This window comes from Nocardia sp. NPDC049149, from assembly GCF_043197455.1.
In the GTDB taxonomy this organism is placed as follows: Bacteria; Actinomycetota; Actinomycetes; order Mycobacteriales; family Mycobacteriaceae; genus Nocardia.
In genome coordinates this window covers 348909-363961 of the sequence record NZ_JBICTD010000010.1, presented here as the reverse complement: position 1 = coordinate 363961, position 15053 = coordinate 348909, and the positions used below count along the sequence as shown (strand labels likewise).

Annotated in this window: 16 protein-coding genes and 1 pseudogene; 9 read left to right on the top strand and 8 right to left on the bottom strand. The window is 67.2% G+C overall.

The window, feature by feature from the left end; genetic code table 11:
- The first annotated feature begins 305 nt into the window (after nt 1–305).
- Nucleotides 306–968: a DUF4333 domain-containing protein gene (locus ACGFNJ_RS35160; protein WP_393458458.1), complete on the top strand. Its 663-nt coding sequence runs from the start codon at nt 306–308 to the stop codon at nt 966–968.
- Nucleotides 969–1332: 364 nt separating this feature from the next.
- On the opposite strand, the pseudogene ACGFNJ_RS35155 reads toward ACGFNJ_RS35160, so the two are convergent.
- Nucleotides 1333–1689: pseudogene (locus ACGFNJ_RS35155) on the bottom strand (GNAT family N-acetyltransferase); the annotation flags it as partial.
- Nucleotides 1690–1976: 287 nt separating this feature from the next.
- Here ACGFNJ_RS35155 and ACGFNJ_RS35150 point away from each other — a divergent pair.
- The gene (locus ACGFNJ_RS35150) at nt 1977–2423 is read left to right on the top strand and encodes a hypothetical protein (protein WP_393458455.1); all 447 of its coding nucleotides are present in this window, start codon (nt 1977–1979) and stop codon (nt 2421–2423) included.
- Nucleotides 2424–3158: 735 nt separating this feature from the next.
- A complete protein-coding gene (locus ACGFNJ_RS35145; protein ID WP_393458452.1) occupies nt 3159–3308 on the top strand; it encodes a hypothetical protein in 150 nt (49 codons plus the stop codon).
- Nucleotides 3309–3805: 497 nt separating this feature from the next.
- Here ACGFNJ_RS35145 and ACGFNJ_RS35140 read toward each other — a convergent pair whose 3' ends face one another.
- Entirely contained in the window at nt 3806–4771 is a 966-nt protein-coding gene (locus ACGFNJ_RS35140; RefSeq protein ID WP_393458449.1) for a 5'-3' exonuclease H3TH domain-containing protein, read from the bottom strand.
- Nucleotides 4772–4871: 100 nt separating this feature from the next.
- Here ACGFNJ_RS35140 and ACGFNJ_RS35135 point away from each other — a divergent pair, with 100 nt between their 5' ends.
- Nucleotides 4872–5999 carry a M24 family metallopeptidase gene (locus ACGFNJ_RS35135; RefSeq protein WP_393458446.1) on the top strand — a complete coding sequence of 376 codons (1128 nt, stop codon included), beginning with the start codon at nt 4872–4874 and terminating at the stop codon, nt 5997–5999.
- Nucleotides 6000–6192: 193 nt separating this feature from the next.
- Here ACGFNJ_RS35135 and ACGFNJ_RS35130 read toward each other — a convergent pair whose 3' ends face one another.
- The gene (locus ACGFNJ_RS35130) at nt 6193–6618 is read right to left on the bottom strand and encodes a PPOX class F420-dependent oxidoreductase (protein WP_393458443.1); all 426 of its coding nucleotides are present in this window, start codon (nt 6616–6618) and stop codon (nt 6193–6195) included.
- A 43-nt stretch (nt 6619–6661) separates the two neighbouring features.
- Here ACGFNJ_RS35130 and ACGFNJ_RS35125 point away from each other — a divergent pair, with 43 nt between their 5' ends.
- From ACGFNJ_RS35125 to ACGFNJ_RS35110, 4 genes are all read left to right on the top strand, one after another.
- Nucleotides 6662–7417, top strand: coding sequence for an SDR family NAD(P)-dependent oxidoreductase (locus ACGFNJ_RS35125; RefSeq protein ID WP_393458440.1), 756 nt, complete (start codon nt 6662–6664; stop codon nt 7415–7417).
- Nucleotides 7414–8676, top strand: coding sequence for a precorrin-6y C5,15-methyltransferase (decarboxylating) subunit CbiE (gene cbiE / locus ACGFNJ_RS35120; RefSeq protein ID WP_393458437.1), 1263 nt, complete (start codon nt 7414–7416; stop codon nt 8674–8676). The genes ACGFNJ_RS35125 and cbiE overlap by 4 nt, the downstream gene beginning before the upstream one ends.
- A gap of 78 nt (nt 8677–8754) precedes the next feature.
- Nucleotides 8755–9378: a hypothetical protein gene (locus tag ACGFNJ_RS35115; protein WP_393458434.1), complete on the top strand. Its 624-nt coding sequence runs from the start codon at nt 8755–8757 to the stop codon at nt 9376–9378.
- Nucleotides 9375–10124: a cobalt-precorrin-6A reductase gene (locus tag ACGFNJ_RS35110; RefSeq protein WP_393458501.1), complete on the top strand. Its 750-nt coding sequence runs from the start codon at nt 9375–9377 to the stop codon at nt 10122–10124. Before ACGFNJ_RS35115 ends, ACGFNJ_RS35110 begins: the two co-directional genes overlap by 4 nt.
- Nucleotides 10125–10340: 216 nt before the next feature.
- Here ACGFNJ_RS35110 and ACGFNJ_RS35105 read toward each other — a convergent pair whose 3' ends face one another.
- The 5 genes from ACGFNJ_RS35105 to ACGFNJ_RS35085 all read right to left on the bottom strand — a co-directional run bounded on the left by ACGFNJ_RS35105 (nt 10341) and on the right by ACGFNJ_RS35085 (nt 14052).
- Nucleotides 10341–10871 carry a PadR family transcriptional regulator gene (locus tag ACGFNJ_RS35105; RefSeq protein ID WP_393458431.1) on the bottom strand — a complete coding sequence of 177 codons (531 nt, stop codon included), beginning with the start codon at nt 10869–10871 and terminating at the stop codon, nt 10341–10343.
- 75 nt (nt 10872–10946) lie between these two features.
- A complete protein-coding gene (locus tag ACGFNJ_RS35100; protein WP_393458428.1) occupies nt 10947–11216 on the bottom strand; it encodes a hypothetical protein in 270 nt (89 codons plus the stop codon).
- 32 nt (nt 11217–11248) lie between these two features.
- Complete coding sequence (locus tag ACGFNJ_RS35095; protein WP_393458425.1) at nt 11249–12904, bottom strand: precorrin-2 C(20)-methyltransferase; 1656 nt, start codon at nt 12902–12904, stop codon at nt 11249–11251.
- Nucleotides 12901–13536 (bottom strand): precorrin-8X methylmutase, encoded by a 636-nt coding sequence (locus ACGFNJ_RS35090; protein ID WP_393458422.1) that lies wholly within the window; start codon nt 13534–13536, stop codon nt 12901–12903. Before ACGFNJ_RS35090 ends, ACGFNJ_RS35095 begins: the two co-directional genes overlap by 4 nt.
- 78 nt (nt 13537–13614) lie before the next feature.
- On the bottom strand, nt 13615–14052 hold the full coding sequence (locus ACGFNJ_RS35085; RefSeq protein WP_393458419.1) for an Lrp/AsnC family transcriptional regulator: 438 nt from the start codon (nt 14050–14052) through the stop codon (nt 13615–13617).
- 138 nt (nt 14053–14190) lie between these two features.
- On the opposite strand from ACGFNJ_RS35085, the gene ddaH reads away from it, so the two are divergent.
- A complete protein-coding gene (ddaH, locus tag ACGFNJ_RS35080; protein WP_393458416.1) occupies nt 14191–15030 on the top strand; it encodes a dimethylargininase in 840 nt (279 codons plus the stop codon).
- The last annotated feature ends 23 nt before the right edge of the window (nt 15031–15053 follow it).

Below are 15053 nucleotides of genomic sequence, written 5' to 3'. Positions count from 1 at the left end.
GTCTCTTGAAGGATCACGCGATGGCCACCCTCACGTCCGAGATTCGACCTCATCGGCCGAGCGACAGCTGCTACACCACGCTATTGGACGCAACCGTACGCGTTGCGGATTCGATTGTGATTTGATTTCTTTCGCGTACCGACCGTGGCGAGGAATCGCGAACAATCAACACAACTGAGCGAAGTAGCGATACACCGTGTTGTGGGCATGCTGGAACCGAGCGGAGGCAAGGCGATGGTATGTGCGCGACGAGTCCCACGCGGGGGGCTACCGTATGTACAACGAATGCGAGTGGAGGCAACCAGATGAGCGGCCCGTTTGGACCCAACGAACCCGGGGAGGGGCGCAACGATCCCACCCAGCAGTGGGGTGGACAGCAGACACCCGGTGGTCAGCAGTGGGGTCAACCGCAGACGCCTGCGTCGGCGCAGCCGACCCAGCACTGGGGCGACCAGCAGCAGCCGCAACAGCAGTGGGGACAGCAGCCCGCCCAGCCGTCATGGGGGCAGCAGCCGAATACCCAGTGGCAGCCGCCGGGTCAGTCGGGTCAGCAGCCGCAGTGGGGTCAGCAGCCGCAGGACTGGCAGCAGGGTCAGCAGCCGCAATGGGGTCAGCAGCCGCAGTGGAGTGGTCAGCAGCCCGCTCAGCCGTCGGGCGGTAAAGGAAAAGGCCTGCTCGTCGGCCTGATCGTGCTCGGTGTCGTGGTTATCGGCGCGATCGTCGCGCTGGTGCTGGTGCTGACCGCCAAGGACAAGCTGGATCAGTCCGCCGTTCAGGACGGCGTCAAGAAGGTGCTCACCGACTCCTACGGTATTCAGGACGTCAGCGACGTCTCCTGCCCGTCGGGCCAAGAAGTCAAGGTAGACGCCACCTTCGACTGCAACCTGAAGGTCAGCGGCGAAGCCAAGAAGGTGAGCATCAAAATCACCAAGGACGACGGTACCTACGAGGTCGGTCGCCCGAACTAGCCCTTGCCCCAGGTATACCCGGTCGGTCCGTCGTGGTTCGACCGGGTACCAGGAGTTTTCGCTCCGTGTGCTGCGTCGGTGCGCGCGCGAAATCCGGTTGGCCCGTATCGCTGGCGCATACCCGGCTTGACCCGGCGCGTTGGGCGCGCCCAACCGGGTTGGTGCGCCCCAGCCCGCGTGGTCGGCGTGCATATCCGGTCGGCCCGAAATGGTTCGACTGGGTGCAGGAGTCTTCGTGCTGTGTGCCGATCCTGCTTCTTGTCAGTGTGCGAAATCCGTTGCGAGGAGCGCGTTGTCGGCAGCGGTGTGGAACTGTGTGTCGACGCCGGTGTTGTCGTGGTGAAAGGGAATGCCGAGCGAGCGTTCAGTTCTGCTTGTCGAGCACCAGCACGATGTACTCGTCTTCGCCGTCCCAGTCCGAGCCGGTTCGGCGAAAACCGTGCTTCTCCAACAGCTTTACGGAACCGGCATTGCCTGCGAACGGGTCAGCCCACAGTGGGCGCGTGGTCTCAACGCCCAAGTACAGCGCCAGCGCCTCGGTCGCAACGCCACGGCCCCAATACTTTCGGCCGAACCAGTAACCGAGATACCGTCGATCACCTTTCCACCAAGACACCAGATTGCCTGCGGCCTCCCCGTCCACCATGACCGTGCGAACCAGGACAGCGGGATCACCGAGAATGGTGTTCTTCCAGTGCGCAATGAAGGACTCCCGATCGCGCGCCGCAAAACGCGACCGCCGAAGCGCCTCCGGATCCTGCTCCTACTCGAAAAACAAGTCCAGATCTGCCAGTTCAACATCACGAAGCTGAACGATTTCGCCCATAGTCGCTGAGTCTCCCACCCGCCACCGACAATTCAGTACGCATCCCGGATGCCGAAGGGTGGGCGGTCGAATGCCGGCGGCCCACCAACCTGCACGCGCAGCAGAGGTAGAGCCGAAAGACTTTGCGCCCATGGGGAGTCGAGTGCTGTGGCCTTGCCGGTTCTGGATGCGAGGATCAGGGCATGGTGATGTGTGACTACTTCTCGGCCGCCGATGACGACACGGCCGTCCGCGTCCTCGATGAGCCCGGCGGGCCGGAGTCCTCGATGTTCGATGTGGTGTCGCTGAAGGGGATCGATCCGGTCATCGCGATGGTTCAGCTCGAAGCGATCTTGACCGGCTGCAGCTATGACGAGGCATCGGAGCGGCCGCGCGCGGGGCAGTTGCTTTCGTCTCCGGAGGCCGAGGGCGCCTTCGTCGTCAGCGTGTCGGACACCTTGCAGGAGGCGTTGGCATCGGCCGAGCATTCTTTGCTTGCGGGAGCCGCCGGGGTGTGGGCGGATATCGAAGAGTTGCGAGAGTGGGGAATAACGGCCGACACTGCGCTCGAGGTGCTGCTTCTGTTGTCGGGGTTGGCCGGTCGTGCCCGATCAACGGGTCTGCGATTGTTCTGCTGGTGGGCGTTGTGAAAGTCCCGGAGCCCACGCATCGCGCCTCAGCGCTAGCCGCCGATCCCAGTGTGGGCACTGGTGAATTCAACGGACTCTTGGTATTCCAGAGAGCCCGGTGGGAACTTGGGTGGTTGGTCCACTTGATGCGACAAGGCCGGGTAAATGAGCGCTTCAGCGACTCGCTGTGAGCCGAGCACGACGAACACGAGCAGATAAGCGACCTGACACAGGGACTCTCGGATCACGACGACCTGCTGTGGAACCTAACTCGTACCGGTAGTCCCTCTGCATATCAGGCATCACACGCCAGCCAGCTACCGAGTCCTCAGATGCGCTCTCGAAGTTGCCCGCGATCCCGGTATGTGGGATCGCGGGGCTGGTTTCTGGTCGAGAGGGCACTGGTGGCGGGGGCTTCTCGGGCGATGCCGCCACCAGTGCCTCGTGATCAACCGACCAACTTCGGAACCCGGGGCAGACCCACTTCTGGATGCCCATCACGGGTGCGGATCCCCAGGGGAGGTGCGGATTTCGGGGTTAGTGCAGTGCTAACCCAGGTCGCCGATCTCAGGAACACCAGCGATCCCGGTTTGTGGGATCGCCAGGGGGTGGTTTCGCGCCGAGTGGGCACTGGTGGCGGGGGCTTCTCGGGCGATGCCGCCACCAGTGCCTCGTGATCAACCGACCAACTTCGGAAGCGGTGTGGATCCAGAGGATAGGGGCGGATTTCGATCGTAGATCCGCTGAAAGTGTCGGATGTTGTTGTTGGACAGCTGGTTAGCCATCGAGATCAGGGGATTCCTCAGCGGGGTCCCGTTCGCGCCGGTCATGGTTCGTGAACGGGACACGGTCGAGGTGACACGCCGGAATCGGCTCGGTGATGTCCCACTCGGCCTGACCGCGTGAGCAGGCCCGTCGTGCGATCCGCTCTCGGTTCGGCAGGCCATGCCCGCGTTCGGCCTGTCTTGCCTGGTTCAACGATGCCCAGCTGCCGCTCGCCGCTGCGCCGTCCGCCTACGTCCGCCCCCGCTGCGCCGTCCACCGTTCGGAGTGCGTGTTCGGCGATTCGGGGTGCCAGTCTGGAGTTCGGATTGTCCTGCATGGCGTTTGGCGTGCCGACTCGGTGTTCGCCGTCTGGCTCGCCCCGGTCCAGCGTTCGGCTGCCCGGTCAGCCGTCCGCTCGGCCGGTCCGGCGTTCGGTGTGCCGTTGGCTTCGGCAGTCTGCTGTTCGGGTTGCTCGGTGTGCCGTTGGCTTCGGCAGTCTGCTGTTCGGGTTGCTCGGTGTGCCGTCGGCTCCGCCAGTCCGCCGTCCGCCCCGCCAGTCCACCGTTCGGCTCGCTACGCCCTGCGTCCACCTTGCCCTGCGTCCACCGTTCGGCCTGAGGCGGATCGGAAGACTGGGATCAGGCGGTGCGGGTGTTGAGGGCGGTGGTGAGGCGGGTGATGGGGCTTTCGGCGTTGTACGCGGTGGCGAGGGCGCGGAGGCGGGTGGGGTCGGCGGGGGTGGTTGGGAGGGTGTCGGGGCGCGAAAGGTGGACGTCGGCGTCGCAGACGACGCGGACTACCGGGGCGGCCGCCTTCAAATAGGCTTCTGCGGCACGGAGTTTGGCACGAATGCCTTGGGCGAGGTCGGCTTCGGGGTCGTCGACGGCGGCGACCAGCGCCTCTAGCGAACCGAAGCGGGAGATCAGCAGGGACGCGGATTTTTCACCGATGCCTGCGACGCCGGGTAGGCCGTCCGAGGCGTCGCCGCGCAGGGTGGCGAGGTCGGCGTAGGCGCGACCCGCGTTCTCTTGCGGCACACCGTATTTGACGGAAACCTCGGCGGGGCCGAACAGTTCGGCTTTGGCCAGTCCGCGTCCGGCGTAGAGCACCCGCACGGGCGGGGCAGGCGTGTCGCGGACGAGTTGGAGCAGGTCGCGGTCGCCGCTGACCACCACGACCTCGTCGGTGCGTTCCCGGGTGGCGAGGGTGCCGAGCACGTCGTCGGCTTCGAGCCCGTCCGCGCCGCCGGTGGCGATGCCTGCCGCCGCCAGCACCTCGAGGATCATGTCGACCTGCGGGGTCAGTGTGTCCGGCACCACTTCGGCACCGGGTCCCGCGTCCGCCGACGTGTCGAGCCGATGCGCCTTGTAGGACGGCACCAGGTCGACCCGGAACGTCGGTCGCCAGTTCAGGTCGAGGCACACCACGAGCCTGCTCGGCGCGTGCTTGGTGATGAGCGACGCGACCATGTCGGTGAACCCGCGCAGCGCATTCACCGACCGGCCGTCGGGCGCGGTGATCTTCTCGGGAATCGCGTGAAAGGCGCGGAACCACAGGCTCGCCCCATCCAGGAGCAGCAGCGGTCCACCGGCGTTTGAGGTCACGCGCTGAGGCTACCTCCCGCGCCCGACAAGTCTCGGATTACAGACCGACTGCCAGGAGTTCGAGTTCGTGGCGGCGGGTGCGGCAGGTAACGTCGGATGAATGAGCTCGCATACGGATTCCAGGTTCGCGGCGGATGTTTACGGTGGGCGTTTGGAACGGGCGGTGGAGCTGATGCGGGCCGCTCATCTGGACGCCTTGCTGATCACTCCCGGCCCGGATCTGCGGTATCTGATCGGATCCGCCGCCGAATCGTTCGAACGGTTGACCTGCCTGGTGATCCCCGCCGACGGCGCAACCCCGTCTGTTGTCATTCCCAAGCTCGAGCTGGCTTCGCTCGCCGGCTCCGCGGCGGGTGAGCTCGGCTTGCAGGTGCTGGACTGGGTCGACGGCACCGACCCGTACGGCATCGTGAAGTCCGCGCTGCACGCAGGCTCGCGGGTGGCGGTCGCCGACGCCATGCCTGCCCTGCATCTGATCCCGCTGGCCAACGCGTTCGGTGGCCTGCCGGTCTCCGCCACTCCGGTGCTGCGCGAGATGCGCATGATCAAGGATGCCGCCGAGATCGACGCGCTGCGCCGGGCGGGCGCGGCCATCGATCGGGTGCATGCGCGGATGGGTGAGTTCCTGCAGGTCGGCCGGACCGAAGCCGAGGTCGGCGCCGATATTGCCGCGGCCATCGTCGAGGAGGGCCACCTCGAGGCCGCGTTCGTCATCGTCGGCAGCGGACCGCACGGCGCCGACCCGCACCACCACGATTCCGAGCGGCGCATCGAAGCAGGCGACGTGGTCGTCATCGATATCGGCGGCCCGGTGCAGCCCGGCTACTACTCGGACTCGACCCGCACCTACGCGCTCGGCGAGCCGGACCCGAAGGTCGCCGCCCAGTTTGCGGTCCTCGAACAGGCCCAGGCTGCCGCTGTCGCCGCGGCGCGACCGGGTGTCACCGCGGAATCGGTGGATGCCGCTGCCCGAAACCTGTTGAAGGAGGCCGGTTTAGGCGAAGCGTTCGTGCATCGCACCGGCCACGGTATCGGGCTGTCGGTGCACGAGGAGCCCTACATCGTCGAAGGCAACGACCTTGTCCTGCAGGAAGGGATGGCCTTCAGCATCGAGCCCGGCATCTACTTCCGCGGCAACTGGGGCGCGCGGATCGAAGACATCGTCGTCGTCACCGCGGACGGCTGCGAATCGATGAACCAGCGGCCGCATGGTCTGACGGTCCTGTAACCCGGCCAGCTGCAATACGTTTCGGGTTCGCACGCATTCCGGGACAACCGGAGTGCGGGCGAACTCCGAAACCGCCACACGCAACCGGAGCATGCGCGAACTCGAGCGCCACGGGCCTACCCGTGCCTAGCTCAGCGGTGCTTTGGACGGCGAAACCTCGGGGGAGAGTCCGTCCGGCTACGACGTGCTCGGCCTACTCCTGCGGAGCAGTCTCCGTCGGTGCGGCGAGGGTGCGGCTGGAGAGCACGCGCTGGACGGCGATGGCGATGACCACTCGGGTGGGGTTCTCGCGGGGGACTCGGTAGCGGCCCGCGTATCGACGCTCCGCCTCGACGACGTCCTCGGGCTCGTCGAGCACCGTCGCGGTGCCTTCGAGCGTGATCCATCGAGGCCCGGCCACCTGGCTGACAGCCGCGTACCCGCCGCGCCGGACGTTGCGCACCTTCGCCGATCCGCCGTCGGTGATGATCCGCGCGATCCGCGCCTCGGGATCCCAGGTGAACCCCACCGCGACCACATGCGGCGTCCCGTCGGCCCGCACCGTGGTCAATGTCGCCAGGTGCCGCTCGGTGACGAACTCGAGCGCGGCGGCGGAAAGATCGACAGTCTTGGTCGGCATCCCCAGACCGTAGCGCTGGGCACCGGGCTGACAGACTGGGGGCATGGGATTGCGAGGGATTGCCGAGGGAGCGGTGCTGCTGCTCGGCGGGCGCAGCGAGATCGGGCTCGAGGTGGCGCGGCGGTTGGCGCCGGGCCGGGTGGTGATCCTCGCGGCGCGGCGCAGTGGGGAGTTGGCGCAGGAGAGTGCGCTGATCGTGGCGGCGGGGGCTACTGCCGTGCATGCTGTCGAGTTCGATGCCGATGAAACGGCCGGACATCCGGCGTTGCTGGAGAAGATCGCGAGTGAGCACGGGCCGATCGGGGTCGCGGTGCTCGCGTTCGGGATTCTCGGGGATCAGGCTCGTGCGGAACAGGATCCGGCGCACGCGATGGCGGTGGTGCATACCGACTATGTCGCGCAGATCAGCGTGCTCACCACGCTCGCGAATATGTTTCGTGCCCAGGGCGCCGGGCAGCTCGTGGTGTTCAGTTCGATAGCGGGCGTCCGGGTTCGCCGTGCGAACTATGTGTACGGCTCAGCGAAGGCAGGTCTCGACGGCTTCGCCAGCGGGCTCAAGGATGCGTTGCACGGCAGCGGTGTTCACCTTCTGCTCGTCCGTTCCGGCTTTGTGATCGGCAAGATGACCGAGGGCATGGACCCTGCACCCTTTTCCAGCACCCCGGGGCAGGTGGCGGCCGCTGTCGTCAAGGGTTTGGACAAGCGCGCGGAAGTCGTTGTCGTGCCCGGCATCCTGCGTCTGGTCTTCTTCGGCATGTGCCTGACGCCTCGAGCGATCTGGCGTCGGATGCCCCGGTGACCGGAACGCATTCCGGCCCACCGGTTTCCGTGGTGGGTATCGGGGCCGACGGCTGGGCAGGGCTCGGGCAGGCGGCACGCGAGGCGGTTGCGACGGCTGAGGTGATTTTCGGATCGGCGCGACAGCTCGCGCTGGTGTCGGCGGATGCGGCAGGGGAGCAGGCGGCGTGGCCGTCACCGCTGCTGCCCGCCCTCCCCGAACTGTTCGAACGGCATGCGGGCGCGCGGATTTGCGTGCTGGCCAGCGGTGACCCGATGTTCTACGGAATCGGTGTCACGCTGGCGCGGCTGCTGGGCGCGGACGCGCTACGGGTGTTGCCGCAACCGTCGTCGGCATCGCTGGCGTGTGCACGGCTCGGTTGGGGACTGGCGGAAACGCCCGTGGTCAGCGTGGTGGGGCGGGCGTTGGCGACGGTGCTCCCCGAGTTGATCGACGGGCGAAAGGTGCTGGTGCTCAGCGCGGACGAGCGGACACCTGGTCAGCTGGTGGAGTTGTTGGTGAGCAACGGGTTCGGCGATTCCACGGTGACGGTGCTCGAGCAGCTCGGCGGTCCGGCCGAGCGCGTCGACGCGGGCATCGCGAAGCAGTGGCAGCGGTCTGCGGGCGACCCGTTGAACATCGTGGCGATCGAATGTGTCGCTACGCCAGGGCAGCTCCGCGCGACGCGCGTGCCAGGTCTGCCGGACGAACTGTTCGGCGGCGATGGCCAGCTCACCAAGAACGAGGTGCGCGCTTTGACGCTCGCCGCCCTCGCGCCCGCACCGGGAGAGCTGTTGTGGGACATCGGCGGCGGATCGGGCAGCATCGCGATCGAATGGTGCCGCACTCATGCCGGTTGCCGCGCGGTCACTTTCGAGCGGCTGGAACACCGCCGCCAGCAGATCGCCGAAAACGCTGCGACGCTCGGTGTCCCGAACATTGTCGTGCGCGGCGAGGTGCTCGCCGAGCTCAGCGGAGCCGAATCCGCGCCACCGGACGCGATTTTCGTGGGCGGCGGCCTCACCGCCGACGGCTTGTTCGAAGCTTGCTGGTCCAAGCTGCGCCTCGGCGGCAGGCTGGTCGTGAACGCCGTGACCGCGGAATCCGAATCTTTGCTGCTGCACTTGGCTTCCACCCACGGCGGCACATTGCGGAAGTTTCAGATCTACCGCGCCGAGCCACTGGGATCATTCACGACGTGGCGCCCACAACTGCCGGTTACGCAATGGTCCGTAGTGAAAATGCACAAAGCTGGGTCGCAAAATGAGTCCCACGGCTGAAACCGGTGCCTGGCGGCGGGTAGGGTCGGGGCCCAGATCCGGTCATGATCGGATTTCCGGTTCCTGTTGGGGAGATAGATGAAGTACAAGAAGTTCGCCGCTACTGCACTTTTGGCCGTCGCCGCCACCGGCGTCACCGCTGGCACTGCCTACGCCGGGCCCGCGCCGGTGCCGCCCGCGGCGCAGGACCAGGCCTCGGCGGTGACCACCGTCAAGGGACAGGACCACGGCGTCGACTATGCGTTGAACATCGCCGATGCGGGCAAGTCTCTGGTCACCAGCGTCATTGGCGGCGCGTTCAGCGTGGACGCCGACAAGCAGTCGGTCACGCTGAAGAACGTCGCAGGCGAGACCGTCACCACCATTCCACTCACCGCCACGGCCAAGGGCCAGTCGGTGCAGCTCGCCGCGGTCATCGCCGATGACGCCAAGCAGCTGACGCTGACCCCGCAGGTCGCACCCGCCGCGAATGCGCCTGCCGCCGCCGAGTTCATCGGCGCGCAGGACTGGTTCTTCGCCGAGCTGCAGCGCGCGTCGCTCGGCGCATTGGTCGGCGGCCTGATCGGCGCCGCGGTCGGTCTGCTGTTCTTCGGTGTCGGGCTCATCCCCGGTGTCGTGCTCGGCGCGCTCATCGGCCTCGCCGTCGCGGGCGGGCCGTCGCTGCTGAACGCGGGCATCGCCTACTTCAGCGGTCAACCCTGAAAACCCTGATTCTGGGCGGCACTCGGGAAGCCCGAGACCTCGCCCATATCGCTTCCGGCGAGCCAGGATTCGATATCGTTTCCTCGCTCGCCGGACGCGTTCGTGACCCCATGCTGCCGGACGGCGCGGTCCGCGTCGGTGGTTTCGGTGGGGTCGACGGCCTGCGGGAATGGTTGGCGGTGAACAGGATCGCCGCCGTGGTCGACGCCACCCATCCGTTCGCGGGCATCATCAGCGCGAATGCCGCTTCGGCAGTGGCGGATCTGCGGCTGCCGCTGGTACACCTGCGGCGGCCGTCGTGGTCGGCACAGCCGGGCGATCGATGGTTCCGGGTGCCTGATCTCGCTGCTGCCGCGAAAACCGCCGCAGAGCTGGGTAACCGCGTGTTCTTGACGATTGGTCGCCAAGGTGTCGGCGCTTTCGCCGCAACCACCGGCGCGTGGTTCCTGATTCGCGCCATCGATCCACCGGACGGTCCGTTGCCGCCGCAGCACGAACTGCTGCTGGCGCGTGGGCCTTTCACGGTCGAAGACGAAGCCGGGCTGCTGGCGGACCGGCGCATCGATGTCGTCGTCACCAAGGACAGCGGCGGCGATCAGACCGACGCCAAGCTGACCGCGGCCCGCGCGGCTGGCCTGCCGGTCGTGATGATCGATCGGCCCGCGCTCCCGGTGGGCAGCGCGGTCGTGGAAACCGTTGCGGAGGCCTGGAAGTGGCTGTGCGAGCAACGGGAAACCCGCGGCTGAGTTAGGCCGAACACGGCAAGTCGCCTGTGCGTGCGGCAGGTAGTGCCAGCCGCGGGTGCGAGGCCAGTGACGCGTAGGCCGAGTATGTGAGTTGTCTGCGCGCGGTTGGTGGTGCCAGATGTGGTGGGCCCGCCGGGGTGGGCTGCGGAGTCGGGTTGGTGGCCGAGCATGGTGAGTCGCCGGCGCGCGGTCGGCGACGTCAGTTGCAGGTTTGGGTCAGCGACCGAGCAGGCCGGGGAGTCGGTCGAACCAGTCGAGGACGGCGCGTTCGTAGCCGATGCCGAAGTCCAGCGTGGCGCGGGCGTACGGCGGGAGCTCGGTCGGGTCGTCGGCCAGGTATTTGGCGAGCCTGGTCTCGTGGATCTCCTTGTTGGCGTCGATGATTCGGGCGAGGTGCGCGGGGTCGAGGTGTTCGCCGAAGGAGAGGGTGAGCAGCAGTGGGAAGCGGATGTTTTCGCCGCCGGGATCGCGGACGATCCACTCCAGGAATGCTTCTCGTCCCGCGTCGGTGATCAGATACGGGGTGCGTTCGCGGGCGCCGGGCTGGCCCTTCTCGACCAGGCCTGCGGTGTCCATGGCGTTGAGTTCCCGGTAGACCTGGCTTTGGGTGATGGTCCAGAAGTCGCCGATGCGGTCCTGCGCCTTGGCGACCAGATCCCAGCCGGACATCGGGCCTTCGTGGAGAAATCCGAGCAGCGACGCGGCCGTGGAGTTCAACGGCTTGCGGGTCGTCGCGATGTTCGTCAACCGACTGCTCCCTTCGCTATCAACCTTCCATAATGGAATGTTATACGAACGTGCGCCGGGTTCCGCGGCCGAGACCTACTTGCCGCCGACCAGCTGTTCCAGCCGAGCAAGGACCTGCGCCATGCCTTCCTCCAGCCGAGCCTGGCCGAGGCGGATTTCGACGAGATCTTCCTCGATCTTCTCGGTGCGCTCATCGATCCGGTCGATGCCGTCGAGCGCCCTTCTGGTGAGAGCCGCGAGCTCGCCGAGTACGTCACCCTGCTCGTCGAGTGCCTGTTCGCTGGCGTTCGCGCGGGCCTCCAGGGCTCGGGCGCGCAGCGTCAGCTCCGACAGTGTCGCGGCCAAGGTCCCTCCAATCGTCAGTGCGTCAGCAGATCTTACGCGCCGGTCGACGTGACGTCGCCTATGCCCGCATAGCGTCGCGAGGTATAAACGCGGACGCCCTGGTCGGTTTCGAGCGTCGCGGTGGTCGACGCGCCGATGATCAGCAAGGTGCGCATGTCGACCTCGGCCGGGTCGAGTTCGGCGAGCGGCACCACCCGCACCGACTCGGTCGGGCCGCCGACATCGCGGCCGAGCACCACGGGCGTGTCGGGTTTGCGGTGCTCGAGCAGCAGATCGCGCATGGCGCCGACCTGCCAGGTGCGCTGCGACGACGCGGGGTTGTAGATCGCGATCGCCATGTCGGCGGCGGCGACCGCCGAAAGACGCTGGGCGACAACCTCCCACGGCTTCAGCCGATCCGACAGCGAGATCATCGCGTAGTCGTGCCCGAGCGGGGCGCCGACCCGGCTCGCCACCGCGTTCGCCGCGGTGAGCCCAGGCAACACTCGCACCGGTACCCCGCGCCACTGCGGGTCGGCGGCTTCCTCCAGCACGGCCGCCGCCATCGCGAACACGCCGGGGTCGCCCGACGACACCACCGCGACCCGCGCGCCCCGCTTGGCCAGATCCAACGCCATCGCGGCGCGCTCCGACTCCACCCGATTGTCGCTGGCATGCCTGCGCTGGCCGGGGCGCACCGGCACCCGATTCAGGTAGGTCGTGTAGCCGACGAGATCGGTTGCCTCCGTGAGTGCTTCGTGCACCTCCCGGGTCGTCCACTCGGCCGCACCGGGACCGAGCCCGACGACAACGACCTGACCCGACTGGTGTGGGGTGGAACCAGTAGTTGTGGAGTCGAACTCGCGGGCGGAGACAGCCGTGGTGCCTAGCCGGGCAATCGCGGGTTCGGGAGCTTGTGCCGACGTCTGCTGTATCGCAACGGGTTCGCTGTCCACGCGCGGGGGAGTGGTGGGGGTCGGGCCGGGGACCAAGGTGATGGAGAAGTAGGGGACGTCAGCCTCGTCGACGTCGGCTGCGCGCAGGATGCGCTGGCCAGTGCTGCTTGCGCGTTCGACGTAGTAAGCGTCGGTGAGCCGCCCGGAGTCCGAAAGAGCCTGGCGCACAACGGGATAGGTGCGGCCGAGTTTCATGATTGCGGCGGCTTCGGTGTCGCGCAGGCGGCGGGTGAGCTCGTCGACGGGCATGGTGCCCGGCAGGACCGTCAGCACCTGCTCGCCCTCGACCAGCGGGGTGCCCAGCGCGGCCGACGCGGCGCTCACCGACGTGATGCCCGGGATGATCTCCGCGTCGAACCGGTCGGCCAGCCTGCGATGCATGTGCATATAGGAGCTGTAGAACAGCGGGTCACCCGCAGCGAGCAGCGCCACCGACCGGCCCGCCGCCAGATGTGCGGCCAGCCGCTGCGCGGCCTGCTCGTAGAACTCGTCGATGGCGCCCTGGTATCCGCCGGGGTGATCGGTCGTCTCGGTGGTCACCGGATAGACGAGGTGTTCCTCGCGCTGATCCGGCCGCATGTACGGTGCTGCAATACTTCTGGAGATGCTGCGCCCGTGCCGCGCGCTGTGGAACGCGATGACGTCGGCCGCGGCGATCACCCGTGCCGCCTTCACCGTCACCAGCTCGGGATCGCCGGGGCCGAGCCCGACGCCCCACAGTTTGCCCGGCGTTGTCACCGACTCGTCCGTCATTCCTGTTCGCTCGCAATCGCATTCAGGGCGGAGGCGGTGATGGCACTGCCGCCGCGCCTGCCGCGGACGGTGAGGAACTCGACGCCGCCGAAATCGGCGAGGGCGTCCTTGGATTCGGCGGCGCCGATGAAGCCGACCGGAATGCCGAGGATCGCGGCGGGGCGTGCGGCGCCCGCGTCGAGCATGTCGAGGAGATGGAACAATGCGGTCGGCGCGTTGCCGATGGCGACGACGGCGCCGTCGAGCTGGTCACGCCAGAGCTCCAGTGCCGCCGCCGAGCGCGTATTGCCCATGGCCGCAGCAAGTTCGGGCACCCTGGGATCGGCGAGCGTGCAGATCACCGGGTTCTCGGCGGGCAGCCGCTTGCGCGTGACCCCGGACGCGACCATGGTCGCGTCACACAGAATCGGCGCGCCGGCACGAAGCGCGGTACGGGCCGCGGCGACCACCCCCGGCGAAAAGGCAATGTCCCCGGCTAGATCCACTTGACCGCATCCGTGGATCATCCGCACCACCACCTGCGCCACGTCCGGCGGAAAGCCGCTCAGGTCCGCCTCGGCACGGATCATCGCGAACGAGCGCCGATAGATCTCGGCCCCGTCGGTGAGGTAGCTGGCGCGCACGTCGGACATGGCGTCCACCCTAAGAGGTGTGCTTCCGGCCGGTTCGGCGCGGGTCGCCGACGAATCGCCGAACGAACCCGGCACCGATCAGGTTCGGGGACGTTCGAGGATGCGGGACATGACGATCGAACTGCGGGTGCGTCCGACGCGGGCGTTCTCCCGAATGCGCTCGACGGTCACCTCGATCTCGGCCATGTCCGTGGCCATCACGTGCACGAGGGCGTCGGCCTCGCCCGCGATGGTCCATACGCCGACGACCTGCGGGATCGGCTCGAGGGTGCGGCGCAGTTCGGCGGGCGAGATGTTGTCGCGGTAGTACACCTCGACGTACGCCTCGGTCTTCCAGCCGAGCGCGGCGGGGTTGACCAGCGCGGTGAAGCCGGTGATCTGTTTGCTCGCGACCATCTTGTCGACGCGCCGTTTCACTGCGGGCGCGGTCAGGCCGACCGCGCTGCCGATCTCCTGGAACGAGGCGCGTGCCTGTCTGAGCAGGTGTTCCAATATCCGCCGGTCGATGTCGTCCACGTCACATCCAATCGCTCGCCACGCAACGATTCGCTGTTTTGGGGCTGAAATGTGCAATGAATCGTTGTTTCTAGCGCAATAGTAGGCGAATTACCGTCATGTGAGCCGCAAGATCGCGCCGACCTACCGGGAGACACGTTGACGTCTGTAGCCACCCTCACCGCCGAAACCGCCGCCCGGCAGCCGCTGCCGCGCCGGTTCGTGATGTGCCGTCCGGACTACTTCGAGGTCACCTATTCGATCAACCCGTGGATGAACCCGGACGAGCCGGTCGACCGGTCCCTCGCCATCGACCAGTGGGAAACCCTGCGCGCCACCTATGAAGAACACGGACACAAGGTCGACGTGGTGCCCGGCGTGCCAGGCCTGCCCGACATGGTGTTCGCGGCGAACGGCGGCCTCGTCGTCGGTGATCGCGCGATGTCGGCGCGATTCACCCACACCGAGCGCGCCGCCGAGGGCCCCGCCTACCACCAGTGGTTCGCGCAGCACGGCCTCGCCGGCCTCGTCGACGCCAAAGAACTCAACGAGGGCGAAGGCGACTTCCTGCTGGTCGGCGACCGGATGCTGGCAGGCATGGGCTTCCGCAGCTCGCTGGCCGCGCACGAGGAAGTGGCACAGCACTTTTCCCGACCGGTGATCTCGCTCGAGCTGGTCGACCCGCGCTTCTACCACCTCGACACCGTGCTGCTGCCGCTCGACGCCGCCACCATCGCCTACTTCCCGCCCGCCTTCAGCGCGGCGAGCCAGGCGGTGCTCACCGAGCTGTTCCCGAACGCCATCGTCGCGACCGACGCGGACGCCGAAGTGCTCGGATTGAACGGTGTCTCCGACGGTTTCAACGTCTTCCTCAGCGACAAGGCGACCTCGCTCCACGCGGAGCTGCGGGCCAGGGGTTACAACCCGGTCGGCATCGACATGTCCGAACTGCTCAAAGCGGGCGGCAGCGTGAAGTGCTGCACCCTGGAAATCCACTAGGACTCAACCCATCCCACACAGAG

Coding starts and splice junctions, on each gene's coding strand:
- ACGFNJ_RS35145 (WP_393458452.1), top strand. CDS start 3,159: ATGTTGTTGTTGGACAGCTGGTTAGCCATCGAGATCAGGGGATTCCTC.
- ACGFNJ_RS35135 (WP_393458446.1), top strand. CDS start 4,872: ATGAGCTCGCATACGGATTCCAGGTTCGCGGCGGATGTTTACGGTGGG.
- ACGFNJ_RS35130 (WP_393458443.1), bottom strand. CDS start 6,618: ATGCCGACCAAGACTGTCGATCTTTCCGCCGCCGCGCTCGAGTTCGTC.
- ACGFNJ_RS35090 (WP_393458422.1), bottom strand. CDS start 13,536: ATGTCCGACGTGCGCGCCAGCTACCTCACCGACGGGGCCGAGATCTAT.
- ACGFNJ_RS35095 (WP_393458425.1), bottom strand. CDS start 12,904: ATGACGGACGAGTCGGTGACAACGCCGGGCAAACTGTGGGGCGTCGGG.
- ACGFNJ_RS35125 (WP_393458440.1), top strand. CDS start 6,662: ATGGGATTGCGAGGGATTGCCGAGGGAGCGGTGCTGCTGCTCGGCGGG.
- ACGFNJ_RS35150 (WP_393458455.1), top strand. CDS start 1,977: ATGGTGATGTGTGACTACTTCTCGGCCGCCGATGACGACACGGCCGTC.
- ACGFNJ_RS35115 (WP_393458434.1), top strand. CDS start 8,755: ATGAAGTACAAGAAGTTCGCCGCTACTGCACTTTTGGCCGTCGCCGCC.
- ACGFNJ_RS35160 (WP_393458458.1), top strand. CDS start 306: ATGAGCGGCCCGTTTGGACCCAACGAACCCGGGGAGGGGCGCAACGAT.